Origin of the sequence: Streptomyces roseus, assembly GCF_001044425.1 — a bacterium.
Classification (GTDB): Bacteria; Actinomycetota; Actinomycetes; order Streptomycetales; family Streptomycetaceae; genus Streptomyces; species Streptomyces roseus.
On sequence record NZ_LFML01000148.1, the window covers coordinates 37,925 to 52,857 of the forward strand.

General features: G+C 71.7%; 15 protein-coding genes. 7 read left to right on the forward strand and 8 right to left on the reverse strand.

Annotated features, from left to right (window positions below; genetic code table 11):
- Positions 1-41 precede the first annotated feature (41 nt).
- On the forward strand, positions 42-887 hold the full coding sequence (locus ACS04_RS30340; protein WP_048480026.1) for a hypothetical protein: 846 nt from the start codon (positions 42-44) through the stop codon (positions 885-887).
- A 19-nt stretch (positions 888-906) separates the two neighbouring features.
- On the opposite strand, the gene ACS04_RS30345 is transcribed toward ACS04_RS30340, so the two are convergent.
- A complete protein-coding gene (locus tag ACS04_RS30345) occupies positions 907-1,338 on the reverse strand; it encodes a pyridoxamine 5'-phosphate oxidase family protein (RefSeq protein ID WP_048480027.1) in 432 nt (143 codons plus the stop codon).
- Between the two features lie 150 nt (positions 1,339-1,488).
- Here ACS04_RS30345 and ACS04_RS30350 point away from each other — a divergent pair, with 150 nt between their 5' ends.
- Positions 1,489-1,923: a DUF5959 family protein gene (locus tag ACS04_RS30350; protein ID WP_053081032.1), complete on the forward strand. Its 435-nt coding sequence runs from the start codon at positions 1,489-1,491 to the stop codon at positions 1,921-1,923.
- 49 nt (positions 1,924-1,972) lie between these two features.
- Here ACS04_RS30350 and ACS04_RS30355 read toward each other — a convergent pair whose 3' ends face one another.
- Positions 1,973-2,455 (reverse strand): GNAT family N-acetyltransferase, encoded by a 483-nt coding sequence (locus ACS04_RS30355; RefSeq protein ID WP_048480028.1) that lies wholly within the window; start codon positions 2,453-2,455, stop codon positions 1,973-1,975.
- Positions 2,456-2,635: 180 nt separating this feature from the next.
- On the opposite strand from ACS04_RS30355, the gene ACS04_RS30360 reads away from it, so the two are divergent.
- Both ACS04_RS30360 and ACS04_RS30365 read left to right on the forward strand, forming a co-directional pair.
- Positions 2,636-4,039 (forward strand): hypothetical protein, encoded by a 1,404-nt coding sequence (locus ACS04_RS30360; protein ID WP_158977690.1) that lies wholly within the window; start codon positions 2,636-2,638, stop codon positions 4,037-4,039.
- 470 nt (positions 4,040-4,509) lie between these two features.
- Positions 4,510-5,727: an alpha/beta hydrolase family protein gene (locus ACS04_RS30365; RefSeq protein ID WP_048480029.1), complete on the forward strand. Its 1,218-nt coding sequence runs from the start codon at positions 4,510-4,512 to the stop codon at positions 5,725-5,727.
- A 117-nt stretch (positions 5,728-5,844) separates the two neighbouring features.
- Here ACS04_RS30365 and ACS04_RS30370 read toward each other — a convergent pair whose 3' ends face one another.
- From ACS04_RS30370 to ACS04_RS30380, 3 genes are all read right to left on the reverse strand, one after another.
- Complete coding sequence (locus ACS04_RS30370; protein ID WP_245236617.1) at positions 5,845-6,795, reverse strand: DUF4344 domain-containing metallopeptidase; 951 nt, start codon at positions 6,793-6,795, stop codon at positions 5,845-5,847.
- Positions 6,796-7,120: 325 nt separating this feature from the next.
- Complete coding sequence (locus tag ACS04_RS30375) at positions 7,121-8,209, reverse strand: selina-4(15),7(11)-diene synthase (protein ID WP_048480051.1); 1,089 nt, start codon at positions 8,207-8,209, stop codon at positions 7,121-7,123.
- Positions 8,210-8,462: 253 nt separating this feature from the next.
- Positions 8,463-9,116, reverse strand: coding sequence for a hypothetical protein (locus ACS04_RS30380; RefSeq protein ID WP_053081035.1), 654 nt, complete (start codon positions 9,114-9,116; stop codon positions 8,463-8,465).
- A 374-nt stretch (positions 9,117-9,490) separates the two neighbouring features.
- Here ACS04_RS30380 and ACS04_RS30385 point away from each other — a divergent pair, with 374 nt between their 5' ends.
- Positions 9,491-10,399 carry an oxidoreductase gene (locus ACS04_RS30385; RefSeq protein WP_048480030.1) on the forward strand — a complete coding sequence of 303 codons (909 nt, stop codon included), beginning with the start codon at positions 9,491-9,493 and terminating at the stop codon, positions 10,397-10,399.
- Positions 10,400-10,477: 78 nt separating this feature from the next.
- On the opposite strand, the gene ACS04_RS30390 is transcribed toward ACS04_RS30385, so the two are convergent.
- On the reverse strand, positions 10,478-10,789 hold the full coding sequence (locus tag ACS04_RS30390) for a hypothetical protein (protein ID WP_048480031.1): 312 nt from the start codon (positions 10,787-10,789) through the stop codon (positions 10,478-10,480).
- Positions 10,786-11,091, reverse strand: a complete 306-nt coding sequence (locus ACS04_RS30395; RefSeq protein WP_048480053.1) for a hypothetical protein — start codon at positions 11,089-11,091, stop codon at positions 10,786-10,788. The genes ACS04_RS30390 and ACS04_RS30395 overlap by 4 nt, the downstream gene beginning before the upstream one ends.
- A 244-nt stretch (positions 11,092-11,335) precedes the next feature.
- Here ACS04_RS30395 and ACS04_RS30400 point away from each other — a divergent pair, with 244 nt between their 5' ends.
- Both ACS04_RS30400 and ACS04_RS30405 read left to right on the forward strand, forming a co-directional pair.
- Positions 11,336-12,283, forward strand: coding sequence for an RNA polymerase sigma-70 factor (locus tag ACS04_RS30400; RefSeq protein ID WP_048480032.1), 948 nt, complete (start codon positions 11,336-11,338; stop codon positions 12,281-12,283).
- 108 nt (positions 12,284-12,391) lie between these two features.
- Positions 12,392-13,606: an NAD(P)/FAD-dependent oxidoreductase gene (locus ACS04_RS30405; RefSeq protein WP_048480033.1), complete on the forward strand. Its 1,215-nt coding sequence runs from the start codon at positions 12,392-12,394 to the stop codon at positions 13,604-13,606.
- Between the two features lie 46 nt (positions 13,607-13,652).
- Here the strand turns inward: ACS04_RS30405 and ACS04_RS30410 are convergent, their stop codons facing one another.
- The gene (locus ACS04_RS30410) at positions 13,653-14,615 is read right to left on the reverse strand and encodes a LysR family transcriptional regulator (RefSeq protein ID WP_048480034.1); all 963 of its coding nucleotides are present in this window, start codon (positions 14,613-14,615) and stop codon (positions 13,653-13,655) included.
- Positions 14,616-14,933 lie beyond the last annotated feature (318 nt).

The window sequence follows — 14,933 nt, forward strand, 5'->3', positions numbered from 1 at the left end:
CGCTGTGCGCCGGGCACCGCCGACCGGTCTACGCTCGGGCCGTGGGACAGCCCGAGCAGCGCGCCGAAGGCGCAGGACCGTTCACCACCCGGCTCACGTGGTTCCGCCCCGAAGGGACGACGGTGGTGTGGGACTCGCGGCTCGCGCGCAGGCGCGGGGCGCTGGCGGTCCGCGGTCCGGGCGGCGACGCCCTCGCCGCCGCCCCGACCGCCGATGCCGAGGCCTTCCGCCGCCTCCGCAGGCTCAATGCCCTCGCGGCGGGTGCGTTCGTCATCGGCGGCGCGCTCTTCGCCCTCGGCGCCGCCATCGCCCAGTTCGGCTCGGGCGACGCGGTCGAGAGCGCCTCGGTCTACTTCGCCGGGGGCCTGTTCTTCAACACCGGGGGCTACACCTCGCTCTTGCAGGTCCTGAACGCGCCCCGCCATGGCGAAGGAGGCGGTCCCCTGGTCACGGCCGGCTGGCGGTGGTGGGGGTACGAGCCGATGCGCCTGGACTGGCTGAGCACCTTCGTCCTGTTCGTCGGGACGCTCGTCTTCGGCGTCAACCTGCTGGACTCCTTCCTCCAGGGGCTCTCCGTCCAGCAGACCAACCGGCTGATCTGGACCCCCGACGTGGTCGGATGCGTCCTGTTCCTGGTTTCCGGGCACCTCGCGTTCGCCGAGATCTGCCATCGGTTCCGGCCCTGCATCCGCTCCCGCAGTCTCGGCTGGTGGGTCGTCGCCGTGAATCAGCTCGGGTCCGTGCTCTTCATGATCTCGGCGCTGGCCGCCTTCACCCGGCCCGCCACCGGAAGCCTGGTCAACGCCGACATCGCCAACTGGGGAACGCTGTGCGGCGCGCTGTGCTTCTCGTTCGGGGGCGTCCTCCAGGCCTTCGAGCGCCCCTGAGCGGGCTCCGGTTCACAGCTCACACGTTGCCGAGGTCCGAGCTCACCCACCTCTGCGGGCGCATGTGGATCACGACCTGCTCTCCGTGTTCCTTCCAGGCGAAGTCGACGTAACCCTCGACCTTCTCCGCCGGCAGGTACCGGGCGGACATCTCCACCAGCTGCTCGCGCTTGGCCGCGACGGTCGAGACGACCGGCCCTTCGACGGACACGTACCGGACGGTGGGTTCGAGACGGTCCACCATCAGGGTGAACCGGCCTGCGGCCCGGATCAGATCGGCCTTGCGCGAGTCCCGGCCGGTCAGGATCCAGACGTCGCCGCCGGGCGCGTACTGGTACCAGATGGGGACCACCAGCGGCGCACGACCACCCTCCGCTCCCGCGGCCACCGCGAACGCGGCGACGTGGGGCTCGGCGAGGAACTGCTCACGTTCATCACGGGACAGGGCCACGGCATACTCCTTCGGCAGGGGATCCCCCGTGGGATCCCCTCATCGGGATCCCGTCACCTCGGAACCTGCCCCGCCGCGCGCCCATTTCCCGCGCCCGTCGGCGAAATGGGGCCGAACGGACGGACACGGCGCATGCGGAGGAGAGTACGGATGAGGGATGCCGGCGTCGTCAGGTTCGCCGACCGGTCGCGCAGCGTCACGGTGGTGCTGGAGGAGGCGCGGGGCGGCAGCCGCCGCGACGGGTGGTACGAGGGCGAGGTCGTGATCGAGACCGGCTTCGTCGGCGCCCGCCTGCCGGTGCACTTCACCGATGCCGACCTCGCGGACCTCACCGCCTTCCTCGTCGCCCGCGCCGCCGCCGAGGAAGACGGAGCCCTCCCCGACGGCCCGGCCACCGACTGGCCCGAGTCGGGACGCAGCGCCTACCTGCGGCTGCGCCCCGGCGACCCGTTCGTGGTGGAGGTCCGCGACCCGGCGCAGAGCGGGGTGACGGTGATCGTGCCGCTGCAGCTGCCCGACGGCTGGGCCGCCCGCGGCTCCTCCCGGCTCGGCCGCCTGCGCGCCGAGCTCGACGACCGCCACTGAGCCGCTGCCCGGCAGCGACCGGGGCCCCGAGGCCGTGCCGGCGGCCCGGTCATCCGTCCAGCCGCAGCACGAGCTCGTCGATCTCCGCTCCCCGGGCGTTCGCGAAGCCCCGGTCCCGGCCGACGACCGTGAAGCCGCACTTCTCCAGGACCCGCACCGATTCGGTGTTGTCCGCCGCCGTCCGGGCGAGCAGCGGGCGTTCGGGCACCTCCGCGAGCAGCTCCCGCAGCGCCGCGGTCGCGATGCCCCGCCGCCGGTGGCCGCGGTCGACGAAGTACGTGACCTCCCGCCGCCCCGGCTCGCCGTACACGGCCGCGTGCCCGACCACGACGCCGCCCGCGAGCTCGGTGCGGGTGACGACGTCGGGGGAGGCGAGGATACGTTCCCGATGCGCGTCGAAGCGGGCCCGGTCCGTCGGGTCCTCGGCGGTGAAGGCGGCCACCCGATTCGCCTCGGGGTCCCTCATGTGCCGGAAGAGCACGGGCAGATCGCCGGGGTGCACGGGACGCAGGAAGACATCGACGGAAGCCATGGCCCGACCCCGACCACCTCGGCCGGAGCGGCGGGCAGGTAGCCAAGCTCCCCGCTCACGGATGTGTCATCGCCGCGCCGACGTGCGCCGCCGGCCGTCGCCGCCACCCTGACGCACGCCCATCCGTTCGCCGTGCGTATGATCTCCGCTCCTCCCCAGAGCGAAGGTCAAGAACAGAAGATGACACTCCGTAAGCCCCCTGGCAGGTATGCCGGTTGGATCGCCACCGCGGTAGCGGTGGTCCTCTCGGTTCCCGCGTTCGGTTCCCCCGCGCACGCGGCCCCCGGAGACCCGGCTGCCGCCTCCTCCTTCAACCTCAAGGCCGGCCCCGACCTCAGCCGCCACGTGGCCGACCTCAAGGCGGCCCTGCCCACACAGGGCGTTCAGATCCTTCTCGACCAGGGCAACCGGGTCGCGAAGACGGGCGCGTCCTGCACCACCGACCCGTTCGGCGCGGGCGACGACGGCAAGGCGCTGGCTCCCGTCAGGAAGCTCTGCTGGGACTCCGGCGACTCCGCCACCGAGGAGTGGATACCCCAGGGCATGACCGGGGTCTCGGACGCCCAGGCCGACGAGCTGTGGGGCTCCCGGAAGCCGCTGGTCACCGCCTGGTACGACAAGGCCGGCGGCAAGGGCGTGCGCCTGTCGTTCCTCGACCCGGAGACCGCGATACCGGGCGACCCCGACGGCCGGCGCTACCGTCACGTCCTCCTCGTGGAGCCGTACTACAACAGCTACGACCACGTCTCCTACAAGGCGGTCGACATCCACGCGGGCGGCATCGCCTGGTACAAGAACTACCTCTACGTCGCGGACACCATGAACGGCCTGCGGGTCTTCGACATGCGTGCCATCCTGGACCTCAACCCGGACCAGAACGCCTCCGTGGACGACACCACGCTCGACGGCCTCAAGAGCAACGTCCGGGACGAAACCCAGATCGGCCGGCAGGACAACGTCTACTACAGCCACACGTACCGGTACGTGATGCCGCAGGTGGCATCCTGGAAGTTCGTCAGCGCCCAGGGCAACTCCTCCGCCGGGACCTGCGTCGCCACCGGAGCGCCGAAGGCGTCCTACATCTCGATCGACCGCAGCGCCGCCGCCGCGCCGGCTCTGATCATGGGCGAGTACTGCGACTCCGACGACACGCACCCCGAGAAGGGCCGGATCGGCACACTGCCGATCGACGACGCGACCGGCCTGCTGAAGTCGGCCAACGGCGTGGTCGCGGCGACGGGCGCGTTCTACCTTCCGCGCGACCTCACCCAGGGCGCCGCACGCTACGGCGGCACGTACTACTTCAACCGCAGCTGGACCACCCACAGCGGCAGCCTGCGCCGGGCGACCGTTTCCGGCGGCCGGCTGGTGGACTACGGCGCCAACATCACCAACGCGGTCGGTCCCGAGGACCTGTACTTCGAACACGGCCAGAGCGTGCCGGGGGGCGGCGGTACGCAGTACCTCTGGTCGCTCACCGAGCACCGCATGGACACCGCCGACCCCACCTGCACGGACACCGGATCCCCCTGCGGCCGGGTGATCTACGCGCACCGGGTGAGCGACGTCCTGGCCCGCCCCTGACGAACTCGTGTGCCGGGTGGCCTCGTTGTCCGCGCCCCTGATGCGGACGGCGGTCGGCTGCTGCCCGGCCCCGCATGAGGGAGGCCTTACCCGGCCCGCGACCCGCACCGGCGCCCGGGGGGAAGGGGCGCCGGTGCGGTCACCAGCCGCGGCGGTCGTCCGTCTGCGAAGACGCCGCCGTCACAACGGCGTCTATCCCCGATTCCCATCCCCAAACAGCGGGGTGCGGCCGACTGCGGCGTTTTTACGGCAGGCCCCCGGGTCCCCGGCCCCGGCCCCGGGGCCGGGGCGGACGGGGCGGACACGAGCGGACACGGGTGGACAGTCCTCGTCCCGATCGGGCCTGGAAGGTGGACACCGCCCTGCCCGAATCTTGGAACACGCCGGAGAGCGCACCGCGAGAGCGGCGCTGAAACCGGCGGCAAGGACCAAGACGCGCAAGCCGTCGCCTCACGTCACAGGAGAACCCGATGAAGCAGCTGCTGTTCCCGAACAACATCCAGTTCTGGTACGAGACCCTGCGGTCGATGAGCCACATCGCCTACGGCGGCGCGGACTTCGGTGAGGTGGTCTCCACCGGTGAGCGGATCACCGAGGGCGACTACGACAGCTGGTACGTCGAGTGGATGGCCACCGCCGACCGGGTGTCGGACGAGGCGGAGAAGGCGCTGGCCGCCGGTCACCGCATCAGCGCGCGGGACGGCTTCCTGCGGGCGTCGAACTACTACCGGTTGGCTGAGTTCTTCCTGCACGGTCACGTCTGCGACCCGCGCCACGACCACGCCTACGACCGCTCCGTGGCCTGCTTCAGGGCGGCGGCGGCGCTGTTCACCCCGGTCATCGAGCCGGTCCGGATCCCCTACGAGGACACCACCCTGCCCGGCTACTTCTACCGGGTCGACCACTCGGGGGCGCCCCGGCCGACGCTCATCATGCACAACGGCTTCGACGGCACCGCGGAGGAACTGCACTTCTTCGGGGCGATGGCCGCCGTCGAGCGCGGATACAACGTACTGACCTTCGACGGCCCCGGCATGCCCGGCCCGCGCCACCACCAGGGCCTGGTCTTCCGCCCGGACTGGGAGAACGTCGTCACTCCCGTCGTGGACTTCGCCGAGACCCTCCCCGGGGTCGACGACAGCCGCATCGCACTCCTCGGTGTCAGCATGGGCGGCGTCCTCGCCCCGCGGGCCGCCGCGTTCGAGCACCGCCTGGCCGCGCTCATCGCCGTGGACGGCCTCTACGACCTCGGCGAGACGGCCGTACGCAACGTCCCCGGCACCCGCGAGGAGGCCGAACGACTCCTGCGCGCCCCGTCCGCCCCGGAACTCGACGCAGCCCTCGAGCAGGCCATGGAGCACGAGCCGATCGCACGCTGGGCGTTCAACCACGGCATGTACGTGATGGGCGCGGACACCCCCCGTGCCTTCAACGCCTCGTACCTCGACTACACCCTCGCCGGGGGCATCGCCGAGCGGATCCAGTGCCCCACCCTCGTGTGCGACGCCGAGGAGGACATGTTCTTCCAGGGCCAGCCGGAGAAGCTGTACGAGCACCTGACCTGCCCCAAGACCCTGATGCTGTTCACCTCCGAGGAGGGCGCCGGCGCCCACTGCCACCCCGGCGCGATGCGCCTGGCGATCGCCCGCATCTGCGACTGGCTCGACGACACCCTCACCACGGCCTGACCGGCCCGTGGCCCCGTGCCGGACACTCCGTCCCGCCCGCGGCTTTCGCGGCCGGGGCGGCGGCCGTCGCCCCCGCCGGGGCCCGGGATGCCGTCGCGACCCGAACGCGGCGCACGCCTATCGGCCAGTGCGGAGTTTGTCGAGGTTCTCCGCGAAGGCTTTCGTCTCCGCGATCAGGTGCGTGCGGGCCTCGTCCTGGTTCTTGTCGCCCTCGTCCCTGAACGACGCCGCGAAATGCGGTCGGAGCTGGGTCCACCAGCCGTAGTCCAGCATCGCCCAGGCCTGCGGGCACAGCGGGGCGCGGGTCTTCGGCAGGTAGCCCGCGCCGACCAGGGGGCCCTCGTATGTCTTCGGGTCGCTTCCGTCGAGGTAGCAGAGGAAGTTGAAGACCCGGGCCTGGGTGACGGGGTGGTCGCTGGAGAGCCCTTCCAGGGTCGTCCCGCCCTCCTTGCGGGCGAGCTCGTCGAAGAGGAGCGCGGCCGCGAGCGAGGGAGCGGGTCCGACCTCGTTGACGGTGGAGAACGATGCGAACCCGTCGGCGGCGTCCTCTTCCAGTCCCAGGTTCGCCAGCATGAACTGACGCTGCAGGGCGTGGCCCAGCTCGTGGCCGAAGATGAACCGGGTCGCCAGCGCGGTCAGGTCGTCGGCGTCGTACTCGTCCTGGGGGAACACGGCGGGACGCGCGACGGACTTGGCCACGTCGGTGGCGACCCCTTGGAGCTGGGTGAGGAACGCCGGTGGCACGTAGATCGTTCGCCCGTCCGGCTGGGTCACCGCGTCCTCGACCCCGGGCGGGACCTTGTCGGTGACCTCCACGACCATGTCGTGGGGGAGGGCGAGTGAGGTGGTCACCCAGTCGGCCGCCTGCTCCAGTACGCGGGACCTGCGGACCACCTCCACGGCATGCCGGTTCTTCGGGGCGATCGCGTCGTCGTGATAGACGACCCTGACCTTGCCCTTCGCCTCGCCCCCGGCGGCGCCGCCGCAGGAGACGAGTGCGAGGCCGGCGAGGAGGAGCGCGCCCGCCATGGCGGTCCGTGGGAGGGCCCGGTGGCCGCCGTTGCTCACGGCCCGATCATTTCGACCCGGCCCCTCGGACCGGCGCGCGACACCCGCCGCGTTCGGGTTCACGCTGCTCGCCGGGCTGACGCCAACGTCAGCCCGGCGCCTCCCCGCCGACCGTCAGCGGCGCCAGAACCGCCACGACCGGGACTCCGCCCGCGCGGGCGCAGGAGCGGCCTCCGGCTCGACCGGCTCCCTGGGCGCCTGCGGAGCGACCGCCGCAGGAGCTGCCTGCCGCCGGGCCCTGAACGTGACGGGCAGGCTGGTCAGGCGGCGGGACATCCACGTGCCCACCACCTGGAGCCCCCGCCGGCGGGACTCCGCCGCCCGCTCAGCCCCGCATACCCGAGAGGCCGAGCGTGCGGGCCGCTCGCAGGGGCCGGCCCGCCGGCACCACGTCCCACCACCAGGACACCGCGTCGATCCCCAACGGCTCGCAGCTGTCGTCCGTCGGCCGCGCGGCGAAGGCCGTGGGGAGGTCGGCGGGGTCCTCCGGGGTGGTGTAGCGGACCGATGTGACGCCCCAGTCCAGAGATCCGCGCACGAAGCTCCGCAAGCCGGCCGTGTACTGCCGCATCTGCTGACTTCCCACGGTGCGGAGGTGGTCGGTCAGGTGCATGAAGGCGCCCAGTACACGGTCACGCTGGGCGATGGCCCGGGCCATCGCCTCCTGCGGGCCGAGCCCCTCCTCCTCCAGGACCCGCAAGACGTTCAGGTGGTAGCCGTCCGCCGACCGTTCCTTGTGGTCGGAGAGGATGTCGTTGTCCCACGTGATCACGAACGAGGCCATCTCCTCGGCGGCCCGGACGGCCTTGTCGTCGCGCTCGCTGAGCGGCAGCTCGTACCCGTGCCCCATCTCCAGCAGCGGGAAGATGACCGTCGTCGCACCGTCGTACAGCCGCATCAGGGTGTAGTCCGACAGAGCGGGGACGGTGTTCGCCCGGCGATGGGAGGCCTCCCATACGACGGACAGGGCGTACTCGCGCAAGTTGGCCACCCAGCGCGCCGCCTGACTGTCCGTCCCGTACAGGTCCACGCGGGCCCGCAGGTCTCGCAGCCCGTTCGCCAGCGGATCGTCGAGCAGCAGAGGCGCCTCGGGATTCTGTGCCACCCGCAGCAGCCGATGCATCGTTCCTGCAAGATCACCTGGACGCTGGCCGAGGGGGCCTTCCTCGCAGTAGCCGTCGTCTACGCCGAACAGCCACATCACGAAGTCCGCGACGACACGGACCACTTCCTCGCGCCCGTGCGGGAGTATCCGGGCCGCGAAGACGCCGATCTCGTGCCGAACCAGCCGGCGGCGCAGGTCGACGGAGCCTATCTCGAACGTCTCCGCCCAGTCGGCGGTCTGTGCGTTGATCTCCGCGTGGCAGGGGTGGATGGCGGTCTCTATGGGGGAGTACAACGGCGGTACGGCAATCACGAGTGGGGGCTCCTCTGTCGCGGGTGAGGAGGGCCTGCGCCGCGCGGCACAGGCTTCCCACCCGTTTCTGCACCTCGACTCGCGATCATGCGGCATGAGCATGGCTCGATCCAGTGGGGCGATCCGACCAAATGCACCAAGCAGGCTCATGCTTCCGCTTGAATGCGCATTTGGCGGGTCAGAGCGACGGGGGAGTGGGTCCGCTTTTGCGCCTCTGACGCCTGATTGACCGCTATCGGCAGGACAGGTCCTAGACAGTCGGAGACCGGCGGGCCTCCAGCAGAACGTCCCGGCCGAGCTCCACGCAGTACATGTGATCCCTGCCGAACAGCTCGGACAGGCCCCTGGCGCCGGCGTGATGCCCGACGGAACCCACCGCGGCCCCGAGATCGTCGAGCAGGGCGTCGATGACAGCCGCGGTCTGACCGGGTGTTCCTCCCCAGCGGTGCCACGCCAGCTGCGCGGAGGACCCGCACGGGGCCGGATAGACACGGCCGCGGGAGGTCGTGATCCAGACGGTGTGGTACAGGGTCACGGACGAGAGTTCTTCCCCGCCGGGAGGGAGGGACAGAGGGGCGTAGAACCGCCACGTCGGATTGCCGTCCGCGCCGTCCGGGCTGCTCAGGGCGGGCATGCCGGTCAGCGGGTCGACGAAGCAGGCGTCGACCGGTGAGCCGTCCGTCACGAGGAGGGCGTGAAGCGGTGTGGGCTCGGACTTCGCGAGGCGACGCGTCCACTTCTCGATCACGGTGCCATGACGATCGGGCACCTCCGTGAAGGCACCGAGCGGGGGATGGTTCAACTCCTGGCACAGGGCGACTTCCAGGGCCGTGGTCGCGACCGTGTGCTCCGGCGCGAGCGGCGCGCCCGCCATGTGCTCGCGCACGCAGAAGTCGTCATCCATTCCTTGCCCTTCGCTGCTCCACAACGAGGCCCAGTCTTCCACGCAGGGGCTGCCGCGGAACCGGGTCGCTCGGCTGTGGGCCCGCGCTGCGCGGGGTGGTTCGGGGCCTGCCGCTCGGCGGCACGGGGTCCGGCGTACCCGGCGGTCGGCGCTGCGGACCGGAGGCCGGGAACGAAGGAGACGGCCTCGCCCTCGGCCCCGTACACATGATCCAACGGCCGTGCGCAGGCGCCGGGTTCCCGTCCGCGGTGTGACTTTTCGCCGACCTCGTACGCCTTCCCGCCATGATGATCACCACCCCATACTCCCCAAGCGCAACCGGTGGCCGACGGCCGCCGGCGCAGGTGGCACGACGAGTACGGGAGTGGGCCAGGGTGGCATCAGTGACGGTCACAGCGGCGGCCGCGGGCACGTGGACGCTCGGCGATCTGGCGGTGAACCGTCTCGGGTTCGGGGCGCTGCGGCTGACCGGAAACGGGATGGGCGGGAACTCCGACGGGGTCCCGATCGACAGGGAACTCGCCGTTCGGATCCTGCGGCAGGCGGTCGAGCTCGGGGTGAACCACATCGACACGGCGTCGTTCTACTTCTCGCCGCTGCGTTCCGCGAACGAGCTGATCAACCGCGCGCTGGCGCCGTACTCCGACGACCTGCTCATCGCCACCAAGGTCGGGCCGTGGCGGCACCCGTCGGGCGAATGGCTGGGGATGGCCGGGCCCGGGCAACTGCGCGGGCAGGTCGAGGAGAACCTGCGTCAGCTCGGCCGGGACCACCTCGATGTCGTCAACCTGCGGGTGAACGGGATCGTGTCGGTCGCGGACCACTTCGGCGCGCTGGCCGACCTGCGGAAGGCCGGTCTGATCCGGCACCTGGGGCTGTCCTGCGTCACCCCCGCACAGCTCGCCGAGGCCCTGACGATCGCGCCCGTGGTCTGCGTGCAGAACCCGTACGGGATGGATGAGCGGCGCGCGGACGAGAGCGGACTGATCGACGACTGCCACCGGCAGGGCGTCGCCTTCGTACCGTTCTTCGCGATCTCGGGCCGCCGGCGCGAGGCGCCGGCCGACGGGACCCATGACGACGCGCTCCGCGGGATCGCCCGCGCGCACGGTGCGACACCCGCCCAGATCCTGCTGGCCTGGACACTGCACCGCGGGCCGCACGTCCTGGCGATCCCCGGCACGTCCGACCCGGATCACCTGGCGCAGAACATCGCCGCCGGCGCGCTGCGGCTGTCCCCGGAGGACCTGGAAGCACTGGAAACCGTGGAAGCGCCGTCCTAGGCCACACCTCCCCCACGGATCCTGATCCCGCTCCCCGCCCCCCGCTTTCCGCGCGGGGGCGGCGGGGCGTGCCGGTCCCTACTGCCAGAAGAGGGTCTCGACGACGATCTGGGGATCGGCCGTGCGCGGGGTGAAGACGTACCTGAGCCATCCGCGCCCGCGGTCGAAGTAGAGGAGGTGCGCTCCGCGGGGCTGGGTGGAGCGGACAGGTTCGATGCTGACCTCGGCCGTGTCCAGGTGATCGTCACGGTAGGGGTGACGGGAGCACTTCAGCTCGGTCACCGCCTCGATGATCTGCTGTCTGACGGCCTCGGGGAGGCTGTCGCGGTATTCGGAGGCGCTCTTGGTCCAGTCGGTGGCCCATGGCGGGCCGGTCAGCTCCTCGGTCACTCGCCGGGCCCGAGCAGGCTCACCCGGCCGTGGATCTGTGCTGCCTCCTCCAGGAGGGCCTTGGCCTTGTCAGGATCGGCCGTCTGGGCCGCTCGCTCCTCCAGATCCCGCACGTGGCGGTCCAGCTCCGGGTCGCGGGCCAGCGCGTACTCGCCCCACCACCGGGCCAGGAAGGCCGGGGCCGCACCGATGTCGTAGGTGTCGGCGATCTTCGCCCGCCAGTTCGCCTCGAAATCGGCCAAGAGGTCTGGCGCGTGCGCGGCGATGGCGGCACGAAGAGCGGGAATGTTGCGCTCGGGCATCGGGGGCACACCATGAGGGCGCCCGGGGGCGGTGGTCACGTCTCCTCCTGCAGTCGACTCTCGCCACGATAGTCCGCACGGGCTCCGCGAGTGACGACTTGTGCATCGCGGCCGGTGACCGGCGGCCGGTGGCCACCGGCCGAGTGCCCGTCCGCGCGACGCGCCCCCGCCCCCCCCGATCCCGTGACGAGGCCGATCACAGCACGGGTGGACGCGGTCGGCGCGGGTCGCCGATCATGGTGCGATGCCGCTCGCCGCGTATGAGACCGACCTGTTCGAGAACTCCAGGGGCCGCCTGGAGGCGATCGCCTACCGGCTGCTGGGGTCTGCCGGCGACGCCGAGGACGCGGTGCAGGACACGTACCTGCGCTGGCACGCGGCGGACCGGGAACGGATCGAGACGCCCGAGGCATGGCTGACGAAGGTGCTGACCAACATCTGCCTCAACCAGCTCACCTCCGCGCGGGTCAGGCGGGAGACCTACGTCGGGCAGTGGCTCCCGGAGCCGGTCCTGGCGGGCGACCGGATGCTCGGGCCCAGCGACACCGCGGAACAGCGCGAGTCGGTCTCCCTCGCCGTGCTGACCCTCATGGAGCGGCTGACGCCCAACGAGCGGGCCGTGTACGTGCTGCGCGAAGCGTTCGGGTACGCACACCGTGAGATCGCGGAGATCCTCGACCTCACCGAGTCGAACTGCCAGCAGATCCACCGTCGGGCCAAGCAGCATCTCACCGCCGACCGGGCCCGCACCGAGGTCGGCGCGGCCGCCGCCCGCGAGGTCGTCCGGGAGTTCCTCGCCGCGGCCCTCAGCGGCGACACCGACCCCCTGGTCCGGCTGCTGACCGAGGACGCGGTCAGCGTGGCCGACGGCGGTGCCCGGGTCCAGGCCCGCAGGACCCCGGTCATCGGCGCGCTCGGCATCGCGCGCTACCTGCGGGGACTGTTCCGGCCGAACCCCGCCAAGCGAGCGGCCACCGGTGGCCCAGTCGCCCTCCATGCCGCCCTCGTCAACGGCGCTCCCGCCGTACTGATCGAATCCGTCGACGAGCGGATCCTCGGCGTCATCTGCCTCGCCCCGACCGCCGACGGCGTCGAGGCGCTCCACATCCAGGTCAACCCCGACAAGCTGGAACGCGTCACGCGCCAGTGGGCGGCCGCCGGCCCGCACCGGCCCCTCGCCGAGGTCTGGTGATCCGTACGCGCAGGTGAAGCGCATGTGACCCACGTCACAGCCGATGCCTGTCAGGGATCGCGCGGCTGTCCGGTTCAGGAGGCGAGCCCAACCGGACAGGAGCCCGTCATGAAGCACCGAATCGTCGTCCTGGGAGCCGGATACGCCGGAGCCGTCACCGCCGGCCGCCTCGCCAGGAGACTGCACCGCGACGATGTCGAGATCACGCTGGTCAACGGCGACCCCGACTTCGTCGAGCGCATTCGTCTGCACCAGCTCGCCAGCGGCCAGGACCTGCCGCGCCGCCCCCTGCGGGAGCTGTACGAGGGCACCGGCGTGCAGGTCCGGCGCGCATGGGTCACCGCGGTCGACGCCGACCGCAAGACCGTCGCCCTCAGCGGCGAGAAAGGCGCCGAGAGCCTCGCCCACGACACCCTTGCCCACGACACCCTCACCTACGACACCCTCGTCTACGCCCTGGGGAGCACCAACGCCGACCACGGCGTCCCCGGGGTCGCCGAGCACGCCCACCACCTCGCCGGGAAGCAGGGCGCACTGCGGCTGCGCGCGCGCCTGGCCGAACTGGAGCCGGGCGAGACCGTCCTGGTCGTCGGCGGCGGGCTGACCGGCATCGAAGCGGCCACCGAGATCGCCGAGGCGCACCCCGGCCTCAAGGTCGCCATCGCCGCCCGCGAGGGCGTCGGCGGCTGGCTCAGCGACAAGGCGCAGCGCCACCTGGGCCTCGTATTCGACCGGCTCGGCATCACGGTCCACCAGGGGGCCGACATCGAGCGCGTCGAGGCGGACCGGGTCCTGACCGCCGCGGCCGGGGAGATCCCGGCCCAGGTCACCGTGTGGACCGCCGGGTTCACCGTGCACCCCGTCGCGGCCGCCACCACCCTCCGGGTGTCGGACACCGGACGCATCATCGTCGACGGCACCATGCGCTCGGTCTCGCACCCCGACGTCTACGCGGTCGGCGACGCCGCACTCGCCGACGGCGCGGGCGGCAAGGCCCTGCGGATGTCCTGCGCCACCGCGACCCCGATGGCGTGGCAGGCCGCCGACGCCCTCGCCGCCCGCCTGACCGGCCGCAAGGTCCCCGAGAAGCCGATCGGGTACGCGGCCCAGTGCATCAGCCTCGGACGCCGCGACGGAATCCTCCAGCGGGTGACCCACGAGGACCAGATGACGTCCACCGTCATCACGGGCCGGGCCGGAGCCCGCATCAAGGAGTTCATCTGCGCGTCCACGGCGTGGGGCCTGACCCACCCGACGATGCTCCTCCCCACCCGCCGCCACCGCCTCACCCCGGCAACCAGCATGGCCGGGACCCGCCGGTAAGCGGGGGAGACCTGACGCACGAGCCTCGTACGGGACTGCCGTCGTGTCACCGGCTCTCGCGCTCGTCGGAGGGCGGCGGTTCTGGGCCAGGGACGGGCGCTGGCGCCGGTGCGGCGACCGACGCCAGCGCGGTGCGCGCCAGCCCGCGCAGCCAGGCGTGGGCGTGGTCGGTGTCGTAGCGCTGATGCCACGACAGGTATACGGGTGCCGACGGCAGTTCGAGCGGCAGGGGGAGCGCGGCCAGGCCGAGGTCGGTGACGGCGGAGCGCGTGGTGGCTTCGGGGAGGCTGATCACCAGATCGGAGTCGCGCGCGAACGCGAACGCCGCCGCTTCGGTGGGCGCGCTCGCCACCACGCGCCGGCTCAGGCCCAGCCGGGCGAGGGCTTCGTCCACGGCGTTGTCGAGGTTCCCGCGCCGCGAGACGGTGACGTGCTCGGCCGCGGCGTACCGCTCCGCGGTGAGGGTTCCGTCGCCGGCGAGCGGGTGGCCCCGCCTCACGACGAGGACCAGACGGGTCTCTCCCGCGCGCTCGCCGCGGATGTCCGGTGCGCTCGGGGGGTTGGCGTTCGCCTCCAAGTCGACCTCGCCGCGCCGCAACTCGGCGGTATCGACGCTCGATTCCGCGATGAAGCGCAAGCGCACGCCGGGCGCCTGGCCCCGCACGGCCGCGAGCAGCGCGGGTCCGCTCAGGGCGACCAGGGACTCGTGCCAGCGCAGCGTGAAGGTGCGCTCCAGCGTCTCCAGATCGAGTTCCCGGCTCGGCGCCAGTACCCCCTGGACCTGGTGCAGCAGCTCGTGCACCTGCGCCCGTACGGCGATCGCGTAGGGCGTCGGCGTCATCGTGCGGCCGGTGCGCACCAGGATCTGGTCCCCGGTCGTGCGCCGGATCCGGCCCAGGCTCCGGCTCATCGCGGGGGCGGTGACGTGCAGGCGCGCGGCCGCCCCGGCCACGCTTCCCTCCTCCAGCAGCGCGTCGAGCGCGGTGAGCAGGTTCAAATCCAATTGCATGTCAGTAACTCTAGACGTGCTTTACATGCAGTTGAAGTTAACTGCCGGGCTTCATACCGTTGAGGCGAAGGCGCACCAAGGAACCGGCCGCCAGGCCCGGTTCATCCCGCCACCCCGCCCACCCCTCCTCAGTCAGGAGCACCACCATGTCCGAAATGCTGCAGACGGCGGCCGTCACCACCTCCGACGCCGCCCTCCTCGCCCAGACCGAGATCGCGGTGCGCACGGCCGGTTCGGCGCTGCGCGAGCGCTTCGGCGACGTCGTCCGCTACGAGACGCGCGAGGAGCTGATGAGCGCGCTCGCCGTCAACGACGACA

Coding starts and splice junctions, on each gene's coding strand:
- ACS04_RS30350 (WP_053081032.1), top strand. CDS start 1,489: ATGAGGGATGCCGGCGTCGTCAGGTTCGCCGACCGGTCGCGCAGCGTC.
- ACS04_RS30355 (WP_048480028.1), bottom strand. CDS start 2,455: ATGGCTTCCGTCGATGTCTTCCTGCGTCCCGTGCACCCCGGCGATCTG.
- ACS04_RS30360 (WP_158977690.1), top strand. CDS start 2,636: ATGACACTCCGTAAGCCCCCTGGCAGGTATGCCGGTTGGATCGCCACC.
- ACS04_RS30365 (WP_048480029.1), top strand. CDS start 4,510: ATGAAGCAGCTGCTGTTCCCGAACAACATCCAGTTCTGGTACGAGACC.
- ACS04_RS30380 (WP_053081035.1), bottom strand. CDS start 9,116: ATGGATGACGACTTCTGCGTGCGCGAGCACATGGCGGGCGCGCCGCTC.
- ACS04_RS30395 (WP_048480053.1), bottom strand. CDS start 11,091: ATGCCCGAGCGCAACATTCCCGCTCTTCGTGCCGCCATCGCCGCGCAC.
- ACS04_RS30400 (WP_048480032.1), top strand. CDS start 11,336: ATGCCGCTCGCCGCGTATGAGACCGACCTGTTCGAGAACTCCAGGGGC.
- ACS04_RS30405 (WP_048480033.1), top strand. CDS start 12,392: ATGAAGCACCGAATCGTCGTCCTGGGAGCCGGATACGCCGGAGCCGTC.
- ACS04_RS30410 (WP_048480034.1), bottom strand. CDS start 14,615: ATGCAATTGGATTTGAACCTGCTCACCGCGCTCGACGCGCTGCTGGAG.